This window comes from Salmonella enterica subsp. enterica serovar Typhimurium str. LT2, assembly GCF_000006945.2.
GTDB classification, from domain to species: Bacteria; Pseudomonadota; Gammaproteobacteria; order Enterobacterales; family Enterobacteriaceae; genus Salmonella; species Salmonella enterica.
Map to the genome: position 1 here is coordinate 23,449 of NC_003277.2, position 20,104 is coordinate 43,552.

Below are 20,104 nucleotides of genomic sequence, written 5' to 3' on the forward strand. Positions count from 1 at the left end.
AGGCAGCCTGCCCGGTCCGGGAGGCATCATGCTGATTATCGTCAGTGACTGTCAGTTTACCCGCCTGGCGCTGACGCGCCTGCTCGCACATCTGGACCCCGTGAACATGAGTGTTGCCCGGTGGTTACAGACCGCGCCGCCGGCAGGCAGCCATGTGCTGCTGGCGGCCTCTCCCGGCATGCTGGCATCGCTGGTCCCGGCCTGCCATCACGCCAGGACATCACTGTCCCTGAAACTGGCGCTGCTGGGCTCAGGAGGACAGGCTGTCTTCCTGAACACCCTCGGTCTCAGGCCGGACTGCCTGCTGCCGCGCACCGCCTCCGCGACTCAGCTGAAGGCCGCGGTCAGCAGCTGGCTGCGCCGTGCGCGGGGCTGGCGGCAGGCGACGACGGAGAGTCTCTCCCTGCGCGAGCGACAGGCGCTGTGTGCCACGCTCGCCGGCCTCTCCGCGCGCACGGCGCCCGGCTCGGCATCAGCCCCAAAACCTTTTACGGCCATCGCCGCAGCGCGCTGAACCGCCTGGAGCTGCTGGCCAATCCGGTGATCGGCCTGCCTGACCCTGCGGCGCACTACAGCATGATGCTCCACCCGGGGTCGCCGCCCTTTTTCAGCAGCCGGACGACCGGCGCCGGTAGCCACAACGTTTCTGCACATCACCCCGTGCACCTTCCGGTAACACACCGTTCTCATTATACGGACATGACACTATGAAATTATCCTCCTGTACTCCCCGGCGTGGACGGGGTGTACCTGGGCCACATTGTGGATGCAGGCCACCACACCGCTGGTTTTAACGCTCACGCCGGCCATGACGGCCCGGGCGGACATCGCGTCCCGGATCGGGCAGAGCCCGTTCTCTGCCGACCGGGATGCCGCCCTCGCCGGGATCCGGACCGTGCCTTATACCCTGAAAAAGGGGGAGACGGTGGCGCAGGCGCACGGCCTGACCGTCCCACAGCTGAAAAAACTGAACGGGCTCCGCACTTTCGCCCGCGGCTTTGACCACCTGCAGGCCGGCGACGAGCTTGACGTGCCGGCGGTCCCGCTGACCGGCGGGAAAGGTGACAATAACCGCCATGACGCCCGCGGTCCGTTTGCTGCTGACCGGGAAAATGAGGACGCGCAGGCGCAGCAGATGGCCGGCATGGCCTCACAGGCCGGCAGCTTCCTCGCCAGCCATCCGGACGGTCAGGCCGCCGCCGGGATGGTTACCGTCACTTCCGGCCGTCTGACATGCTCGGGGCGAACATCTTCCTCGACTATGACCTCTCCCGCGACCACGCCCGCGCCGGCTTCGGCGGAGAATACTGGCGCGACTTCCTTAAGCTTTCCGCCAACGCCTATGTCGGCCTGACCGGCTGGAAAACCTCCCCGGATGTGGAGGACTACGAAGAGCGTCCGGCCAGCGGCTGGGACCTGCGTGCTGAAGGCTACCTGCCGTCGTACCCGCAGCTCGGGGCGAAGATGGTGTATGAGCAGTATTACGGAAATGAAGTGGGCCTGTTCGGGAAGGATGAGCGGCAGAAGAACCCGCACGCCCTGACCGCCGGGGTCAGCTGGACTCCGGTGCCGCTGCTGAAGCTCAGCGCGGAGCAGCGCGCCGGCAAGGCCGGGGAGCATGACACCCGCTTCGGGGCAGAAGCGAGTTACCGCATTGGTGACAGCCTGCGCAGCCAGCTGGATCCGGATGCCGTGGGCGCCCTGCGCAGCCTGGCGGGCAGCCGCTACGACCTGACTGACCGTAACAATGACATTATCCTCGAGTACCGTAAGCAGGAGGTGACGTGCCAGTAATTTCACGATGCAATTGTGCTTCAATCATCGGGATTTTCGGGATTCTGACCGCACCATCCAGCACTTTTACCCCAACAGCTTGCCGTGTTTGCGCTTGAACATAGGGAAGCGGGCTTTTAGCTTCGGATTGAAGCAGTTGGAAAAGGCAACATCGAGATTGATCACCGCCTGTTGCAACGCAATAGAGTCATATTCCTTTAGCCATGCGTATTTACGGAATTTACGGAATTTTTTCGCTACAGCCAGAAGCGGTTTAATGTCTTTACGCGGGGTTAAACTTACGCCGTGTCGTTGATAAGCGTGTTTCTTGATATGCAGAGATTTGCTGTACACAAAACGGACTGCACCGAACTGGGCGTTAAGGTGCTCCGCCTGTTCCGGTGTCGGATATATGCATACTTTCGTGGCTCTTAACATATTCAGCGCTCATTAATATATTGTATTTATTTTAACATGTTAAGTGAAAAATTCAATTGAGTAATCACCACGAATCACTGGAAGGCTTTCTTCGTAAACGGCATAGTGTAAGTAAGCTGGTTGTGCATTAATCTTTACGACAAAATACCGCTGCAAGCTGTTTGACGGGCAGATTATCGCTCAGTTACGTGATGCTTTTGGTTCGGCTGCGGCAAAGTTGGAGTGCGAAATTATCGAGATGGATGGTGAACAAGATCACGTCCATCTGCTGATAGCGTATCCGCTAAAACTGGGGGTCAGCGTGATGGTAAATAATTTAAAGTCGGTATCGTCGCGGCTTCTCCGTCAGCAGAATACCCACTTGCGGATGCAGAGCAAAACCGGGCTGCTGTGGTCTCGTTCTTACTTTGCCTGTAGCGCCGGTGGTGCCACGATAGAAACGCTTAAAGCATACGTGCTCAGACAGAATACGCCGGAGTAGCCTGCCCTAAAGCCCTTCGGGCTTTTCGCCTTATATCCCCGCCCGCATTGGGCGAGGGTTTACAGCGGATCTTGCTAAGGCTCTCTATTAACTTACCATTCATAAAATGAATATTTAAAAAAGTTATCAATCGTGTTTTTCATCATAAGCCCTGACATAAAATTCCCCTGATGATGAGAAGTGTTTTTTTATTTCTTGTAAGCTAGGAAGTATGTTGGATGTTTTCCAAGAATCAATGAATTGTACATATGGTTTTTTATCATATTCACAGATAACCACAGCGTTGAAATCATGTCTACATTCGCCAATTATTGGAGCTATGTAGTTCTCTGCGCTAATGATAAAAGAACTTTCCCTCTTAATGTCATAACGGTTTAATATTTCTTTTTCCACCTCATCGATGGAATTTAAACAATATGATTGGTTAAGCTCATGACCAAAAATGATTTTATCAACAATGGCGCTGTCTAATCCCACTGTAGGAGAGGCAGTGTTCTTCGAACTTAATATATCCTGTCGGTGATGTATGTTATAATGTAAACACGCTGATAATAAAACGCAGTTCCCAGAGTAATGGACGTATGTATTATTTACATATCTAGCCATTTGTTTTAAATTATCTCGACTCAAATTTTGTGGATACAAAATTCTCTCTTTTGATTCAATACAAAGCGCATCTTTAATTCTCTTGACTTCATTTGAATCATTATTATTGATATTTTTTGAATTTATACGTGATATTATATCTTGGGATGACGCACTACCAGAAACTCTCATAGTTACACTACCTCAATAAAATGCATATTACAAAACATTAAATATAATATTTTTCAAAAAACGCTCTTGCTTATGTAATTTTCACCATTACAGTGCGGACATATCAATATGCATGAGCGTTATTCCTTTACGGTGCCGGAATTCGTCAGTAAGGGGGGAGCCTTCAATGAAAATTTGTAATTTATTGATTAATAAATTAATGAGCATTTAAAATAGCTGTTTAACGGCGTTTACTGTTCCGTTGCTCCCCAAACCCATACTTACTCTGTCATCAAACGATAAAACGGTTCCTCACGTAAAGCCTGTCTCTGCATTTCGCCACCATCACGCCCACTTCGTAGTTCATTACGATAACTGAGATATTTCCAATTTTCAGGATGAACGTCTGACTCAGGACACTGTCCTGAAATAACCCCATTTTCGGATAGTCTGGATTCCAGACACTCTATAAATTGCCGTGTCTTGTGGAGAAACGACGCACTGTACTGCGAATTTTCCTGGTCTGGTTTTATATACAACGTGAACTGAGCGCCCAGGCTAACACGGGCTTGTTGAACGACCTTCTCCATATCGGTCACTTTCCACTTATCTACCGGACTGTCCTCTGAAAACAGCAATCCGGACAGCGCTTGAAATGCTTGTGGCACCATATCCCTGAGCACACTGATGTGGAACTTGTCACCGGCAAATTTGCCCTGAGACTGAGGTGATTCTCGACGAGCATGGATGAAAACATCGTAACCATGGTTATTCAGCTGAAAACCTTGGCTCATAGCAAAGAAACCACTCTGGCGCATCCCTGAATAGTCAGGCACATCCAGCGCCTCTTTAAAGTGGGATACCGGCATCTTCCGCATTTGGTTGTGCAAGGAGTTGAAATTATTTTTCAGGTGCTTATTTGTAGATGGTATTTCCGCCCCATCATAAGCAGCTACAATATTCAAAGGAGGGATGTTTAGATTTAGATTAGGCCTATTTATGGGCATGGGAAATCTCCTTTGCGATATGGATATATCGCCATATTATTAGATATAAATTCTCAGTTTTTTTTTAATAAAACGATTAGTTATCCAGAAAACCTCATTTTTTATCAGGCGAAAAAATGATATTTCGGTCCGTTCCGAGCAGAAAGTTAAAGAAGGGTAATGGCAAAAGTTTAGATGCACTACTTTGCGGGCCTAGGGTGACGGAAAAATCTGGGGTTCCGGAGTATAACCCCTTATAGAGCTAGGCCGCTCATACCACTTCTGGAATAGATTCTTAGTATCTATGAGTTGAGTACCCTCATGTTTATTATTCTTTTTATCCTGTTTGTGTCAGCAGTTGCATCATCACTTAATCTCAGCTTACTAAGCTGGCTTGCAAAGTCTTGGGATCCACAATTTACAATGCTTTCGATTTTGAGTTTAGTATTTGGAGGGAAAAGCATCTCTGCCTCTCCCTTAAAATGTGCAACATCTCCGAGTATTCTACCTTTATGTCCTTTTTCTAGGTATATGTTGAGAATAGTGTCATTTATCCATGCCTTATCTGGCGATGTACTCATAAAAGCTTTATCTATTATTATATTACCTATAGTAGTGTATTCCTTCAGCACATCCGATAATGCGGGCTTATCAAGCTTCAGGCCCCGGTATACGACTCTGTGATCTGTTTCGGGAAGTGAACTTAATCCCTCCGCAATATCATTTATATAAACTGACATGGCATTTTTAAACTCCTCATCACTGGGTTCATTTGTGGAAAGATAGTCTCTGGAGAGCAGAGTTTCTTTTGCCTGTGTTTCAGGATAATCATCCCCACGTAAATATTTATTAATCACACTGTACCCTTGAGCTGAATAGTACCTCAGAGCTTGAATCTGCTTTGATTCCTCTACAATCGCCCATTTTGATTTTGGTCGAGATGAATTACCTCCCATCATCGGAGGAGGCGGTGGCGGTGGCATCATATTGTTGACAGGAGCTCTTCTATAACCGTCGCCTTCATAGGCCAGCGTCCGAGCAGCGCAAAGCTGTGTCAGTATCGGATTTTCGTCATACTCCAGCAGCAGACGGGAAACCAGCGTATCGGCTTCACCCAGTTCATCAGGAAAGTGGTGGAACATCAGGACTTGGCGGCACAGGCGATGGAGGCGGATCTCAAAGCCGTAGTTATACAGGGAGAAGGGATCCTGGCGGGCGAGCCAGCTGTTCTGAGCAGTGAATGCAGGCGGTACCTGTGGATCTACACCACGTTCGCCGTAGTCAAACACTAGGGTGAACAGCCACTGTACCGCGGGTGTGGCGCTAGTCCAGAGGTACAGATCGGCGGCGGGGGTCGCGTTGCCATACTGTACCTTGCTGAGATAGCGCATGGCGCTGCGATCGCGTCCGGCCTCGTTCCCATTGAGGTCCACATTGTCACCGTTCTCCGCCAAGTAGGAGTAATAGATATGCTCGCCGGCAGGGGTCACCGACTCCTCAACCAGCCATTGCGCCGTATGAGAGGCGGCCTGCGGATCGCTGAGGCGTGCTGCGGCGGTTTTCCCCAGCAGGTGCAGGATGCCGTTACTGTCATGCAGTAACCAGAAATCATCGCCGTTGCTGTTGCCCACCCAGTACTCCAGGCGATAAAAACTGCTCTCCGTGCGGGGCTGATAGCGGGTCACCGTGTAGCTTTGCGGGAACGATACGTCACCGTACGCGAAGCAGGTGACGGGATTGGGGGCATCACCGGTGCTGAGCGTTTGAACCAGCACTTCTCCGTCCGGCCCCAGAAACTCATCGCTGTCGTTATACTGCGGCACGCCATGGCTGGTGCGGCGGGCAATGCTCATTGTCGCGCAGGACCAGCCCACGCCGAAGGGGCCATTGCCGCCACCGCTGCTGTAGTGCAGCGCCAGCGCAGGCGCAAAGCCGCGTTCGGCGCTGATGGGCAGAGGCAGCGTTATACTGGCTAGGCCGTCAGGGCCTGACTGACTCAGCGCCTTGCCCCCTTTTGGCAGGAAAGGGGGAGTGATCAGCGCTAAAGTGGCAGATGAAAAACCATTTAGTATCAACATACACTATCTCCTGAAACTGGCCGTCTGACGATGGCCAGGTATATTTTCTGCTTACAGCGTCTGCTCTACGGCCTGTTCAAAAGTGCTGCCGCCGTACAGCGCGGTAGAATGCACCTGAACAATGACGTCGCTCAGATTCTGCAGAATGGTCTGCTGCTCACTACTCTGGTAGCGCGGGAAGCTAAACTGCCGGCTGGCACGCAGAGTACCCGCAATCAACTGTTCCACCTGGGGGAACGGTAATCGCTAACTGTCGGGCAAAGGTATTCAGTGCTTCAAATGGCGTATAGTCGGCGGTTTTCAGCCCCAGATTGGTCTGGTAAAAAGAGGTCAGGTCAGTGGCGGTACTGTTGTCCGGCTCGGTCGGCAGTGTCTGCTGCTCTGGTGACAGCCGGCTGGCGAGCTCCATGGCATAGTTACTGTTATCGCCGGTCAGCGAGTTGCTCAGGAACCACGGCCAGTCAATGCTGCTCTCGCTGATAATATCTTCCAGCGACACATCGGTATTCAGCAGAGATAACTCCACCTGGTCGTGTGGAAAATGATACGGCAGCAGGGTCGGTATTTGCTGGTTAATGGCATCATTAACCACCATCAGGGTGGCCAGGTCCGGCCGACGCTCTGCCTGTCCCTGAATACCGCCGACAGCGGAACTGCTCAGGTTCGTGCCATTGTCCGGTGTCTGCTGCAAGGTCCCCCGAACTCTGCGGGTCAATTGATTTTCTCGGAACATGCAGCGGATATACTGCGCCTGGCCCATCGCCAGGTCCCAGGTTTTACCTCCGCGGGAGCCCGGCCATGACATATTGGCGTTAATAAACTGTTTACGGGTCTGACGGACAATATCAAACACGGAATAATAATTATATTTTGCAAAATTCCCTGCCGGGACCCGGATGGCGGTTTCGACCTGTGAAAGTGCCGGACTGGTGGTCTGATTCATATTCATAAATAATGATGACTCCTGAAAATAAACAGAATGAAATCCTGAAGACTGATAATGTCTGCAGGGGAATTATTTTGTATTGCCAGAAAATGAGTGGCTTATATTGAGTTTATTTATGTGCTATTTTTCTGCTGTGCGGAATCGCGGTTCCCGGTGTGCAAAGATGGCACAACAAATTAACTCAGGAATAAACAACGTTCAGCGCTCCGGCGTCGGGTCAGGCCGGGAACAACCTGACCGCTGGCGTGGTCCCATTTCAGGAATTCATTCGCTGCGCCGTCATAGTCACCGTTATTCAGTTTCTTCAGTAAAGTGGCGTGAGCCAGCGCGTTAATGCCCATGTTTTAGGTAATCCACCAGAGCATCAAACTGATTCTGTGTCAGATTGACGGCGACCAGCCGGTTTACTCCATGCTCCGCGGTGAACTACCGCTATGGAGGATGGGGATTGCTGACAATCTGAATCTGGCAAATGCCGTGAATACAGGTGTTGCGGCCCTTACGCTGCATAAGGTCAGAAGGTGGACTGTTTCAGTTCCTGCTGTATCAGTTTTATAGCTTTACGATAATCTGGTGTCTCCCGTTTCTTGGTCGGGTAATACAAGGAGGTACAGAGCGCTACGCCTTTGATGTGCAGTGCGTGATCTGTTGATAATCCCAGAGCCCGACAGACTCTGACGGGGATGAGTAACATCGCCAGCCCTTGTTGTAACCGGTACAGTGAACTGAACAAATCGACGTTATCAAAACTGAATGCAGGGTTGGTAATACCTAGTGTCTGTTCAAAAAAATGGTATATGGTGTCCAGATTAAAATTTTTAGCCCCCTCATGAAAAAGTACAGGTGTTCCGGCCAGCCTGTTGATATCAGGTTTGCCGCAGAGAAAGAATTTTTTAGGAATAAATAACATGACCCCACCCTCCACTGATGTCCGGCAGACAAGCGATTCCCGATGAAAATAATTTCTGGCAGAAATAACAATGCAGTTGTTTGTCTGACACAGTTCTTCTATTATTTGGCTGTTAACGGCTCTCCCCATTATATTTGTTTTTTGGCCGGAAATGGTCAGTGCTGAAATGATCAGATTTTTTAAACTTCCCGGATAAATTTCGTCAAATATTATTTCTAGTTGTTTCGTTTTACCCGTAGGTCCGATTTCCTGCTCCAGTGCATGTAAGAAAATATAATGGGATTTTACTTTTCGATAAATAGTTTGTGCAAATTCGGTTGGGATAAGAGTGCCATTCTTCCGTATAAAGAGTCTTTGTTTCAGCTCTCTTTCCAGGTCTGAAATAACCCTGCTCAGCGGGGTTCGGGTGATATACAGTACTGATGTTGCGATACTGAAGGAACCTGTTTCCATCAGTGTTATGAAAATTTTTAATTTTTTATTAATCAAGAAATCCATAATATCTCCTTTTTTTTTTCAGAATAATCCTGAAAAAATGTTTTGATGTGCAAAAACAGGATGGCGGTGACCTGTTTTTGCACAGACTGATTAGTTCTTACTAATCATGGGGTTACTGGATAGGATTATGGGCGATAGATTTTATGCATACCCTGACTTTATTTCTGAGTGGATTTAATTGACCTGTTATGATGTATAGCTGGATAACAACGATGTATACCCATGATCAATGAAGATGCTTGGTTTCAAAAATAATCAGGATCATGCTGATGGCTATGAATGTTGAGTTGACCGCAGAACAAAAAATCGCTCTTGAAGCATTACAACGAAAAAGTCGCGATCCCATAAATGAACAGAACCGATGTACGACCGGGCCGGAATTAAACGGGAGGCGTTATTAGGCCTGGCGCACTACAGGACAGAATGCAGAGCCTTTTTATAGGTTCAGTCGAACGAAAACTCACGCCAGGCGAGAAAGGTTGTCTGAAAAATCGATTAGTGTGCACTAAATAGCTTCGCAAAATAGTAGATCACTGAAAGGGAACTCAGCCCGGATTGTGCGATCTGATCAATCGCCAAACATCACAAATCACCAACCGGACTGAGCGATGCCGATCATAGCAGCAATTCCTGATGAAGAACGACAACTGATGCGCAAAGAGGCCCAACAAACCCACGATAAAAACCATGCGCGACGGCTTATCGCCATGCTGATGCTGCATCAGGGAATGACCGTCACTGACGTTGCCAGATTACTCTGTGCCGCCCGTTCATCCGTTGGTCGATGGATAAACTGGTTTACTTTACATGGTGTTGAAGGACTAAAAAGCCTCAGACCCGGACGTGCTCCACGCTGGCCGGTCGCTGATATCCTTCAGCTCTTGCCACTATTGGTACAGCGTTCCCCGAAGGATTTTGGCTGGCTGCGCTCACGCTGGAGCACGGAGCTTCTGGCACTCGTCATCAACCGACTTTTTGATGTGACGCTGCACCGCTCCACCCTGCACCGATATCTGAGGCAGGCAGATATGGTCTGGCGCAGGGCAGCGCCAACGCTGAAAATCAAAGATCCGCACTATGAAGAAAAACGGCTTGTCATTGATCAGGCGCTGGCTCAGGAGCAGACTGCACATCCTGTGTTTTATCAGGATGAAGTCGACATCGACCTGAACCCAAAAATTGGCGCTGACTGGATGCCCAAAGGGCAACAGAAACGCATCGCCACGCCGGGACAGAACCAGAAGCATTATCTGGCAGGCGCACTGCATTCAGGTACGGGACGGGTTCACTACGTCAGTGGCAGCAGCAAGAGTTCTGATTTATTTATCAGTCTGTTAGAAACGTTACGCCGTACATACAGGCGGGCGAAAACCATCACACTGGTGGCGGATAACTACATCATCCATAAAAGCCGCAAAGTGGAACGCTGGCTGGAAGAAAACCCGAAGTTCCGGTTGCTGTTCCTGCCGATGTATTCGCCGTGGCTGAATCCGATAGAGCGACTGTGGTTGTCGTTACACGAAACCATAACGAGAAATCATCAGTGTCGGTACATGTGGCAGTTACTGAAACAGGTAGCACAATTTATGAATGCCGCTTCACTGTTTCCCGGCAATCAACAGGGTCTGGCTAAAGTGGAGCGGTAATATGCGAAGCTATTTGTAGCGGCTCGCAATCGAAATCCCCCCGACTCGCAATCAGCGCCAATTTTGGCTCACATTAACTGCAAATGAAAAACGCCACCGGCTCACATTAGGTGATAATGGGCTCGCATTTATCCTGCCCGGCTCGCAATCCATTCCACCGGGCTCACAATAACTGCAAATCAACATCGTCATATTGGCAGACCGACCGCCAGCATTCTGTCGCGTAGTTCGGCCGTGCGGGCAGGGTCTAACTGATTATTAAATAATGCCCTGATTTCAGCTGGTTTTGCATCGAACTGCTCCACCATATCCTTCAGCCGGTAACCATGTCGCGTGAGCGTCGGCTCCAGGTCATCCAGCTGACGTGACAGCACGGATTCAACCAGAGTGGCAGTAATCGGTTTTTCGCCCGTCTGGTATCCTGCTTCCATCGCCAGCGTCAGGTGCAACTGGACCTGCAGCGGTGTTCGCAGTTTCATCGCCAGCAGGTCAACGGCTTCGGTCGTTAGAATATCTTCCGGCTTACCCTTACCGGTGCTGGTCTTCAGCAGCCACTGGATATATTCACGCTGACTGCCGGTGATCCCGTCCAGTGTAAAAATATCGGTACGATAGCCAATTTCCTCCATCGTCGGACGACGCAGGTCATTACGCAGTTTTGGGTGACCGGCCAGAACGACGGACAGCCTACCACCGCCGTCTTCAACCACTTCCATCAGCCGTTTGAGCCCCGTTAGTGTATTACCGTTCAGGTCATGGGCTTCATCAACAAACAGCGCCACCGGGCGTTTGCCTTTTTTGACCAGTTCCTGCAGCTCACGCTCGCGGCGTTCACCTTGTTTGTGGATCTGCACCTGTTTATCCTGTGCCAGGTCATAAAACAGGGCATTAATCAGCGTGGCGAGCCGGACACTCTGTTTGTCCACCGACAGGGAGCGGGCGACAATGATTTTATTTTCATCCAGCAGTTGCTGCTGCAGGCGTCGCAGAGTGACGGTTTTACCGCTTCCCACCACGCCACAGACCGCTATCAGTCGTCCTTCGCGTATCGCACCCTTAATGTCTTTCATCAGCTGCTTATGGTGGGCAGTTTCATAATACCCGGCCTGTTCAATAGACTGCGTCAGTCCATAATGCTCCATCACTTCAACCCGCATGGTCCTCTCCTGATTGTCTGCTACGAAAATAGTCTCTGATGCGGGCGAGTACTTCACTACGGTTAAGCGTCTCAGTCAGAATACTGTCGATAAACGCCCGGTCTTCATCCGACATTCTGGCCAGCGGTATGGCCAGATCGTCGGCAATTGCCAGTTTTGCCGCAATAACGGTGGGAAAGTGGTATTCAAATTTTCGGGTATCAAAGGGCTGATGTGGCAACGCATCAATGCGCTGCTGAGTGTCATCACTGACCACGCGGAGATCGCTGCCGGACAATGCGCTGATGGGGATGTTCAGCTGCCTGGCCAGAGCATGGATACGATCGGCCCGTTCAGCCGCTTTACCGCGTCTGAACGTCCGGTAACGGTGCAGCGGCACAGGCCCCGACACCGGATAATAAGGCCCCCATGTTTCACCGGTAAACTCCACATACATCTCTTCGTCAAACAGCCCCCACAGCAGAATGACGGTTTCACCCGCCATATCCGGTTCAACTTCCCATGCGGTGCCGTCTATCGTTATCCGCGCATCAACACCCACCTTGCGGGATTCCGGCTCCCGGGCGAACCGACAGTATTGTTCCCAGCTGCACATATCCCTCACACCTTCCTGGCCGATATTTGCCAGCCAGTCCTCCAGTCGGGAGTGTTTCTCGCTGCGGTGACGCTGCGCGTTATAACGGCTCAGATAGTTCCAGAGCCATTCGTTGGCCTGCAGCTCCGTTTCCGGTTTATGGAAATGGTACAGAGTTTCATGTGCCTCCTTGACGGTCCGGAAAGGACGTTCAACTTTACCTTTGGACCGTGCCGTCGTCCGGGTGCCGTCCTTGCCTGCCGGCGTATGCGTCAGCCAGTCAACCTTCAGGGACTGCATCACATTCTGGAATACATGGTTTTTGGCCACCGGTCCATTATCGAGGTACAGCAATTTCGGGCGGCCCTGAAAAGGAAAATCAGACCTGGTTTTTGGGGCCATGGCGTTAAAGAGAAAACGCAGCGCAGATTCCGCATCCTCACCGTACACACACCGGTATTCCTGGTATGCGACACCGCTCCGGTCATCCACTACGCTGAACAGCATCAGCGTGGGTTCGCCCCGGGCAGGATCTACCCAGTCAGGCCGCTCAATATGTTTGAGATCGGATGGCGACATATCAAACTGCCAACAGTCATTGCTGTTTTCAGCCTGAAATCTTACCGCCGGAGGCTCCCGTAACAGGCGGGGCTGGTCGAGACGCCAGCGGGAAAGCCAGCGATTGACGGTCTGCTTACGAAGTAAGCCTTTGGGACTTTTAATCAATCCCTGGACCGTCTCCACGCCATGCTCTTCCAGCAGCTGTATTGCCCGTCCGGTCGACAGATGGCGGCCGGATTTATTTGTGGTTCGTAATTTCAGTGCAGCAATCAGTTCGCAGTAATGCTCCAGCTCGGACGGTGGCAGTATCCGGGGTTGACCATGATCACTGCGGTGGGCCGTTCGCGGTTTCAAAACAAGGTGAAGAGCGCGATAAACCGTCGTGACTGAAATACCATACAGCTGGGCGGTAGCGGCAATCTGATTGGCACGTTCAGGGCTTTTTGGCGGCAGGCGATCGAGCCGTTGCCGTAGTTGCAACAGGGAGTCAGACGGAATCGCGCTACGCCGGCTGCTCATAATTTTCCAGCGCCCGGTAGACTGACGCCCTCCCAATCCCGAGCTGGCGGGCGATGGCTGTGGCTCCCATCTTCTCAATGGTATACAGACGATATACCACAGCAGGATCTATGGACGGTTTCCTTCCCCGGTATACGCCCCTGGCTTTCGCCGCGGCAATGCCTTCCATCTGGCGTTCACGTCTCAGATTGGTTTCAAACTCAGCGAAAACACCCAGCATATCGAGGAAGGCTTTGCCTGCAGCTGAACGCGTGTCCACTGGCTGTTCTGTTGCCCTGAGCGTTACGCCCTGTTGATTCAGGGCATACACAATGTCCTGCAGGTCCTTAATGCTGCGGGCCAGGCGATCCACGCGTGTCACCATCAACGTATCACCAGGGCGCAGGAACTCCAGCAGCAGCTGCAACTCGCTCCTTCCGGTCCGGCCGCTTCCGCTGGCTTTTTCTGCACGAATAATTTCACAACCAGCAGCGCGGAGAATTTGTGTCTGCAGAGTAAGATCCTGATCGCTGGTTGAAACGCGGGCATAGCCGTAAAGTGCCATAATGGTGAAAACTGTCTCGTTTAACTCTAGATGATGAAAACGTAACACCGGAATGGGATAAAAACAACCCAAATGAGACAGAAAAACTGTCTCACCAGACTGTGCGTTTTGGGTGTACTCAAAAAATACATTTTCATTCCAGAGAAAATTTAATGAGCTCTTAATGTAATGCGAGGCTGACTGTATTCGGACTCGGACTGCTTCAGTTATACTTCGAAAAACTCAACCTTACCGCCAGTAAGGTGATACATACTGCCAACGATTTTAATTTTCTTCTCATCTTCCAGTTGTTTCAGCACCGGGCTGTTTTTGCGGATGTTTTCGATAGTCAGCTCGACATTTTTTCGTGCCACCGCATCGACAAAATCATAATTGCTACCTTTACGCTCACCGCTATACTCCGTTTTTGCAATCGCGGGTTTAATTTCATCCAGCAGCCCCGTCAGGTTACCCAGTTCAGCATTATCAATAGCACAGCGTACTGCGCCACAGCGGGTGTGTCCTATAACCAGCACTACTTTCGCGCCGGCAACTGCACAGGCAAACTCCATGCTGCCCAGCATATCGCGATTACTGATATTACCCGCTACGCGGGAATTAAACGTCTCACCGATCCCCGCATCCAGCACAATTTCCGCCGGCGCACGTGAGTCAATGCAGCTAAGGATCACCGCAGCAGGATACTGACCCGCAATACTGTTGCGCTTCTGTGCCAGGTAATCATGTTTAGCCGGGCGATTTTCCCGGAAGCGCAGGTTACCCTGTTTAAAATGTTCAATGACTGCATCTGGAGTCATACCGTCACGTTCCTCTTTGCTCAGTGATGCGGCGAAAGAGATAGTTGGTACCGATAAGGCCGCCAGCCCGGTGACAGACAAAGCAGATACTGCAAGAGTTTGTTTCAGTATTGCACGTCGTGAAGGTTGTGCTGGTTGGTTTTGTTCCATTATTTGCTCCTATTTACTGAGTTAACTCCAATTGCTGCGATTATACGTAGGTAAACGTTAATCAAACCAAAACGACAATTTTTAACCAGTATGAATAAATATCTGAGACCAGTCGAACTGGAAAATAGAATGCTGGCAGTCGGTTTGCCGATATGACGAAGTTGACTTGCAGTTATTGTGAGCCCGGTGGAATGGATTGCGAGCCGGGCAGGATAAATGCGAGCCCATTGTCACTTAATGTGAGCCGGTGGCATTTTTCATTTGCAGTTAATGTGAGCCGAAATTTGCGCTGATTGCGAGTCGGGGGGATTTCGATTGCGAGCCGCTACAACTAGGAACTCTGTGTGTTCCGAACTTCATAAGTCTGGAGCGTTCATCTCATTCTTTGAGTGTCCGTTTGGTAATTCCGGTTGTCGCGTCACAGTTATGATACGGAGAAATCAGGTGTGGCTCTCAGTCTGGTCTGGCTTGAACGTGGCCATCCCAGAGCCAGTGCTGTTGCTGATGTACTTTCAGCCGCAGGCTTTCCTGATTTCGGGAAGTAGCTCCAGCAACTGGCCAAAGAACCTTCGCAACGTTGAATAAGCCTGATTTATTTTCACTGACTTATGTGATTAATGCTAATGTACGCATACATTAGCATTAATCATGCATTTAATCCCCTGCGCCTTTCTGTCTGTTCTGATTTTTCTGGTAGTCCTGCTTCACTCTCCCGATATTCTTCAGAACTGTCTGCCAGTGGTCCTCTGCCTGCTGCCGGTAGCGTTCGGCAACGGCAGCAATAATGTCAGGATCACTGTCATGGCTGCGGTGCATGCGTCCCTTCTGGCCAAAGATATCAACAATAATATTCTGGCTGCCCTGCCTGTCGAAAAGATGAGCGCACAGGCGCTTTACAACCAGCGGAGTATAGTCCAGCCCGGCCTCATCAGCGATCTGGAAGAAGAAGTACAGCATCTCATACGTTTTGTAGCGCTTGACGGCCGCACTGAGTCTGGCTGCCCGTTGTGGTGCTTCCCAGGTGTCATCCCTGTAGTTACACAGTTCTGCCTGGTAGTCGGATTCCAGGTCTTCCTCTGTATACCGGTGGTGGCGGAAAAAGTATTCCCTGGCCCGTTTGACGACTGATTCATCCTGCGGCATGTCTGTCTCTGGTTAATGCTAACGTATGCGTACATTAGCATTAACACCAGTACCTGGCAAGGAGAGTGGCGTGCATCGTACCTGTGGTGCATCCCGCCCGGGCTCCGGACATGCTGTGCCAGCAATTCGACCGGCGGTGCGCTGTCCTGGTGCCCTTTTTCGCTACCCTGTCACGTCTTTAATTTGTTTGTTAGTTAGTTTATTTGTTGGTTTGTTTGTGTATAATATAAGCATACCCCTTTATGCGGAGACTGACAGATGCGTCCGGCGACATACGAACCAGAACAGATTATTGAAGCAGGGCTGGCCCTGCAGGCTGAAGGACGGAATATCACCGGGTTCGCACTACGTAACCAGGTGGGTGGCGGCAATCCGACACGTCTCCGCCAGATATGGGACGAATACCAGGCTTCACAGAGCACGGTCGTCACTGAACCCGTTGCCGAGCTGCCAGTGGAAGTGGCTGAAGAAGTGAAGGCCGTCTCCGCCGCGCTGTCCGAACGCATCACCCAGCTGGCGACAGAACTGAATGACAAGGCGGTCCGGGCTGCAGAACGCCGGGTTGCGGAAGTCACGCGTGCTGCCGGTGAACAGACCGCACAGGCAGAGCGGGAGCTGGCCGACGCCGCGCAGACAGTCGACGACCTGGAAGAAAAACTGGATGAACTGCAGGACAGATATGACAGTTTGACGCTGGCGCTGGAGTCAGAACGTTCACTGCGTCAGCAGCATGATGTGGAGATGGCCCAGCTGAAAGAGCGTCTTGCGGCCGCTGAAGAGAATACCCGTCAGCGAGAGGAACGGTATCAGGAGCAGAAGACAGTGCTGCAGGATGCGCTTAATGCGGAGCAGGCACAGCACAAAAACACGCGGGAAGACCTGCAGAAACGACTGGAGCAAATTTCTGCCGAAGCTAATGCGCGTACAGAAGAACTGAAGTCTGAACGCGATAAAGTCAATACTCTCCTTACCCGCCTTGAATCGCAGGAAAATGCGCTGGCCTCAGAACGTCAGCAGCATCTGGCCACCCGCGAAACGCTGCAGCAACGCCTCGAGCAGGCCATCGCTGACACGCAGGCGCGCGCCGGTGAGATTGCACTTGAACGTGACAGAGTCAGCAGCCTCACCGCAAGGCTGGAATCGCAGGAAAAGGCCTCCTCGGAGCAACTGGTGCGTATGGGCAGTGAAATAGCCAGTCTGACAGAGCGTTGCACACAGCTGGAAAACCAGCGTGATGATGCCCGTCTGGAGACGATGGGGGAGAAAGAAACGGTCGCGGCACTGCGTGGTGAGGCTGAAGCCCTGAAGCGTCAGAACCAGTCACTGATGGCGGCGCTTTCAGGCAATAAACAGACCGGTGGCCAGAATGCGTGATGATGACAATTCAGACGCCTGTGATGAAGCGCCCCGGGCGGAGGATAAATGCTACACCAAAGGGCGGCTTCGGGATGAGTTCAGGATGAAGCCAGCCCCTGGTGCGGAACCGGTCAGAATGTACAAAAGTCCTTACGGCGGGAAATACGGCGTATGGCGGCTGGCTGACTGCGTCCCGATGCGGGCGAAACGCCCTCAGACAGAAAAACAGCGGCTGGCCAGCACACGTCTGGGCCTGCAGGCCCGGATGAAGAGTGAGCGTGGCAGGTTCGCCATGCTGGCACATACCTGGTTAGCACTGGGCCCCGTCTTCCTCGATACCGAAACGACCGGACTTGATGCCGGCGCGCAGGCGCTGGAAATCGGTCTGGTGAATGCCCGCGGTGAGAGGATATTTGAGACCCGCCTGAAACCCACAGTCGGCATCGATCCGGCAGCAGCTGCAGTACAAATCGTTACGGAACCATATCGCTTTCCGGTGCTGTCAGTCAGGCTGGCCTGAGCTGGATCGGGGTGGCTCATTCCGCCGTCACTGACGCCGTTATGACAGCACAGGTGGTAAACAATATTGCCGGATACTGGCATGAACTCCAGTGTGAAATGAATGATGACGCAGGGAGTGAGCCAGCATAACGCTGCTCTCTGGCTGGTCAGACAGTTGCAGGGATTAATTCAGGAGTCTGAAATGGAGAATATGTTGAAAACTATGCGTGAGCATTTCCCCGTTCGAACAGTGGTGATCGAACAGTCTCTGGATATGTTTGGTGTCAAACGAAATGAGGACGGGACGTTACTCTTCCCCCGTCACTCCGATAAACGTTTTCCCGTTGCACGTATCCGTAAGCGACTGGCGGCTTATGGCTGGCGAGGAGAACGCCTGAATAAGGAGGTGGCGCGAATCGTCGCGGGCCCTGATATCCTCCCTGAGAGGAGGGACTACAGCATTATTTTCCCTTACGGATGGGAGAAGAAGCAGCTGACGCGTGAGATGCGGCGAATGTTTCTCCGTAAGACGGGCTGACGTGTGCTGATTATGCCTGATGAATTACATCATTTTTCTGACTTGCGGGAGAAGCCGTGACATTGACAGAAAAATCAGGTCATCTGGCGTGGTGTGCCCTGGTGGCGCTTGCGCTGGCCAGGCAGGATGGTGGCGTTCTCTCGCCGGCACAGGAAAACCTCTTTCTCACCCGCTGGCTGGCGACTGCGCTGAAGCAACGGCGTTTTTCTCGTGATGTGACGCCCGATATCGAGTGGCTTTTGAAACAGGGACGTCAGATGGGCGTCAGCGCCAAGCTGGCCAGCAAGCTGAATTACCTCTGGCGTTCATGCACCGGTGAGTTGTCCGAGCAGAACGACCTGTTCCGGCTGACGTATGCTCTGGAAACAGCGAAAGATATGCACTGGAACTACCGTCTGCTGAGCGATCGGGAATGGTCCGGCCGGAATGCTGTGGCGCTCAGTGCAGGCGTGAACGGCATTTATCTCTCACGGGCCAAACTCGATGTCGGTTTTAACGACAGCGGCCGACAGATAAATTCGCTGACAGCACGTTTGACAGGGAACGTAGCGGGGGTAATGAAGCTGTTTGATCGCTGTGGCTGGCAGAGCCTGATGCCTCCCTGCCCCACCAGTATTCGCTGATGGCCGGGCAGGGAGTGCCAGAAAAGGGGGATTAGTGGCGGATCTGCGCTAGGTCGTCTTCAGTCAGACCGGTCATTTTCATGACGGTATTGCGGTCAATGCAGTTCTGGAGCATGGTACGGGCTATTTTCAGAGTCGCTTCGCGCTCCCCTTCTGAACGGCCTTTTTCGATACCACGTTGTTCACCGAGCTGAATCCCCTTCTCGATGCCCTTCTGTTCGAGCTGTTGTGCGATGGTCATAAGTGCGTCTCCGTGTTGCGGCACACGCTGTGCCAGTTCGCGTACAAAGGCTTCGGCGTCCGATGTTTCGCCTGCCTGCACTATATAGTGTACCAGCGATATTACCTGCGATGAAGACAGATATCCGGCCAGCAAAATGGGCGCCAGCCGGTCAACCAATTCTGCCAGGTCCCGCTGATGAATATGTTTCTGCAATAAAGTCAGGGCGGCCATGCTACGGTGGCCGGCGATTTCATCATCCGGAATGACCGTAACGTCTACCAGCGGGAAAGCACTGCTGTAGAGTTTGTCTGCCAGAGCCGTATCGTCAAATTCGTCCAGCCAGCGGGTGGAGTATGGATACGGGCTGCGTTTCCCCGTATAGAACAACACTGGTATCACCAGTGGCAGTTTTTTATGCCCTGCCTCCAGGTGGCGCTGCATGGCGGCCACCGCATAGCGTATCAGGCGGAAAGCCATATGTTTGTCAGGTGTTGACTGGTGTTCAACCAGGACATGAATATATCCGTCGCCGGCTGTGGTTTTCAGGCTGTAGAGGACGTCGCTGAAATACTGGCGGAGATCATCCTCAACAAACGAGCCGGATTCCAGTTTCAGTGTACTGAGATCGCAGATGGCACGCAGCTCTGCCGGCAGATGCAGCTCCATAAAATCCCGGGCAATGTCAGGTTGTGTCAGAAACTGCCGGAATGTCGCGTCGTGGGGAGTCGGCGTAGTGTTTTTCTTTTTCATCAGTCCATGCTCTGAAAAATGACCCGGTCATAGTATCACAGGCAAAAAATGTTGACATTGCGAGGAACGGAATTGCAATTCCTTCAGGGGCAGTCCCCTCTTTCTTTTTTAATCATCAGCTTGCTTGCCCGGAGATATCCATGTCCTGGCAGAAAC

19 protein-coding genes are annotated in these 20,104 nt (G+C 51.6%); 6 read left to right on the forward strand and 13 right to left on the reverse strand.

Annotation, left to right across the window (positions count from 1 at the left end; genetic code table 11):
* The first annotated feature begins 28 nt into the window (after window positions 1-28).
* Window positions 29-514 carry a putative inner membrane protein gene (locus tag PSLT033; RefSeq protein ID NP_490523.1) on the forward strand — a complete coding sequence of 162 codons (486 nt, stop codon included), beginning with the start codon at window positions 29-31 and terminating at the stop codon, window positions 512-514.
* 719 nt (window positions 515-1,233) lie between these two features.
* Window positions 1,234-1,794 (forward strand): putative adhesin, encoded by a 561-nt coding sequence (locus PSLT034; protein ID NP_490524.1) that lies wholly within the window; start codon window positions 1,234-1,236, stop codon window positions 1,792-1,794.
* Window positions 1,795-1,860: 66 nt separating this feature from the next.
* Here PSLT034 and spvD (PSLT035) read toward each other — a convergent pair whose 3' ends face one another.
* On the reverse strand, window positions 1,861-2,211 hold the full coding sequence (spvD, locus tag PSLT035; RefSeq protein ID NP_490525.1) for a putative transposase: 351 nt from the start codon (window positions 2,209-2,211) through the stop codon (window positions 1,861-1,863).
* Window positions 2,212-2,428: 217 nt separating this feature from the next.
* On the opposite strand from spvD (PSLT035), the gene PSLT036 reads away from it, so the two are divergent.
* Window positions 2,429-2,692, forward strand: coding sequence for a putative transposase, IS200-like (locus PSLT036; protein NP_490526.1), 264 nt, complete (start codon window positions 2,429-2,431; stop codon window positions 2,690-2,692).
* Between the two features lie 126 nt (window positions 2,693-2,818).
* On the opposite strand, the gene spvD (PSLT037) is transcribed toward PSLT036, so the two are convergent.
* The 5 genes from spvD (PSLT037) to spvR all read right to left on the reverse strand — a co-directional run bounded on the left by spvD (PSLT037) (window position 2,819) and on the right by spvR (window position 8,866).
* On the reverse strand, window positions 2,819-3,469 hold the full coding sequence (gene spvD, locus PSLT037) for a Salmonella plasmid virulence: hydrophilic protein (protein NP_490527.1): 651 nt from the start codon (window positions 3,467-3,469) through the stop codon (window positions 2,819-2,821).
* Between the two features lie 260 nt (window positions 3,470-3,729).
* Window positions 3,730-4,455 (reverse strand): Salmonella plasmid virulence: hydrophilic protein, encoded by a 726-nt coding sequence (gene spvC / locus PSLT038; RefSeq protein ID NP_490528.1) that lies wholly within the window; start codon window positions 4,453-4,455, stop codon window positions 3,730-3,732.
* 281 nt (window positions 4,456-4,736) lie between these two features.
* Complete coding sequence (gene spvB, locus PSLT039) at window positions 4,737-6,512, reverse strand: Salmonella plasmid virulence: hydrophilic protein (RefSeq protein ID NP_490529.1); 1,776 nt, start codon at window positions 6,510-6,512, stop codon at window positions 4,737-4,739.
* Between the two features lie 181 nt (window positions 6,513-6,693).
* On the reverse strand, window positions 6,694-7,461 hold the full coding sequence (gene spvA / locus PSLT040; protein NP_490530.1) for a Salmonella plasmid virulence: outer membrane protein: 768 nt from the start codon (window positions 7,459-7,461) through the stop codon (window positions 6,694-6,696).
* A gap of 511 nt (window positions 7,462-7,972) precedes the next feature.
* On the reverse strand, window positions 7,973-8,866 hold the full coding sequence (gene spvR, locus PSLT041; RefSeq protein ID NP_490531.1) for a Salmonella plasmid virulence: regulation of spv operon, lysR family: 894 nt from the start codon (window positions 8,864-8,866) through the stop codon (window positions 7,973-7,975).
* Window positions 8,867-9,474: 608 nt separating this feature from the next.
* Between spvR and PSLT042 the strand changes: the two genes are divergently transcribed.
* Window positions 9,475-10,512, forward strand: a complete 1,038-nt coding sequence (locus PSLT042; RefSeq protein ID NP_490532.1) for a putative integrase protein — start codon at window positions 9,475-9,477, stop codon at window positions 10,510-10,512.
* A gap of 188 nt (window positions 10,513-10,700) precedes the next feature.
* Here the strand turns inward: PSLT042 and PSLT043 are convergent, their stop codons facing one another.
* The 5 genes from PSLT043 to PSLT047 all read right to left on the reverse strand — a co-directional run bounded on the left by PSLT043 (window position 10,701) and on the right by PSLT047 (window position 15,957).
* Window positions 10,701-11,726 (reverse strand): putative phosphoribulokinase / uridine kinase family, encoded by a 1,026-nt coding sequence (locus PSLT043; protein NP_490533.1) that lies wholly within the window; start codon window positions 11,724-11,726, stop codon window positions 10,701-10,703.
* Complete coding sequence (gene rlgA, locus PSLT044) at window positions 11,659-13,323, reverse strand: putative integrase protein (RefSeq protein ID NP_490534.1); 1,665 nt, start codon at window positions 13,321-13,323, stop codon at window positions 11,659-11,661. The genes PSLT043 and rlgA overlap by 68 nt, the downstream gene beginning before the upstream one ends.
* On the reverse strand, window positions 13,307-13,867 hold the full coding sequence (locus PSLT045; protein NP_490535.1) for a putative resolvase: 561 nt from the start codon (window positions 13,865-13,867) through the stop codon (window positions 13,307-13,309). Before PSLT045 ends, rlgA begins: the two co-directional genes overlap by 17 nt.
* A gap of 206 nt (window positions 13,868-14,073) precedes the next feature.
* The gene (locus PSLT046) at window positions 14,074-14,814 is read right to left on the reverse strand and encodes a putative carbonic anhydrase (RefSeq protein NP_490536.1); all 741 of its coding nucleotides are present in this window, start codon (window positions 14,812-14,814) and stop codon (window positions 14,074-14,076) included.
* Window positions 14,815-15,468: 654 nt separating this feature from the next.
* On the reverse strand, window positions 15,469-15,957 hold the full coding sequence (locus PSLT047) for a putative cytoplasmic protein (RefSeq protein NP_490537.1): 489 nt from the start codon (window positions 15,955-15,957) through the stop codon (window positions 15,469-15,471).
* 258 nt (window positions 15,958-16,215) lie between these two features.
* Between PSLT047 and tlpA the strand changes: the two genes are divergently transcribed.
* Both tlpA and PSLT049 read left to right on the forward strand, forming a co-directional pair.
* Complete coding sequence (tlpA, locus tag PSLT048; RefSeq protein ID NP_490538.1) at window positions 16,216-17,331, forward strand: alpha-helical coiled coil protein; 1,116 nt, start codon at window positions 16,216-16,218, stop codon at window positions 17,329-17,331.
* Window positions 17,332-17,416: 85 nt separating this feature from the next.
* Entirely contained in the window at window positions 17,417-17,833 is a 417-nt protein-coding gene (locus tag PSLT049; protein ID NP_490539.1) for a putative DNA polymerase III epsilon subunit (3'-5' exonuclease), read from the forward strand.
* Here PSLT049 and PSLT050 read toward each other — a convergent pair.
* The gene (locus tag PSLT050; protein NP_490540.1) at window positions 17,527-17,853 is read right to left on the reverse strand and encodes a putative cytoplasmic protein; all 327 of its coding nucleotides are present in this window, start codon (window positions 17,851-17,853) and stop codon (window positions 17,527-17,529) included. The genes PSLT049 and PSLT050 overlap by 307 nt on opposite strands.
* A 1,153-nt stretch (window positions 17,854-19,006) precedes the next feature.
* Complete coding sequence (gene samB / locus PSLT051) at window positions 19,007-19,948, reverse strand: putative cytoplasmic protein (RefSeq protein ID NP_490541.1); 942 nt, start codon at window positions 19,946-19,948, stop codon at window positions 19,007-19,009.
* Between the last annotated feature and the right edge of the window lie 156 nt (window positions 19,949-20,104).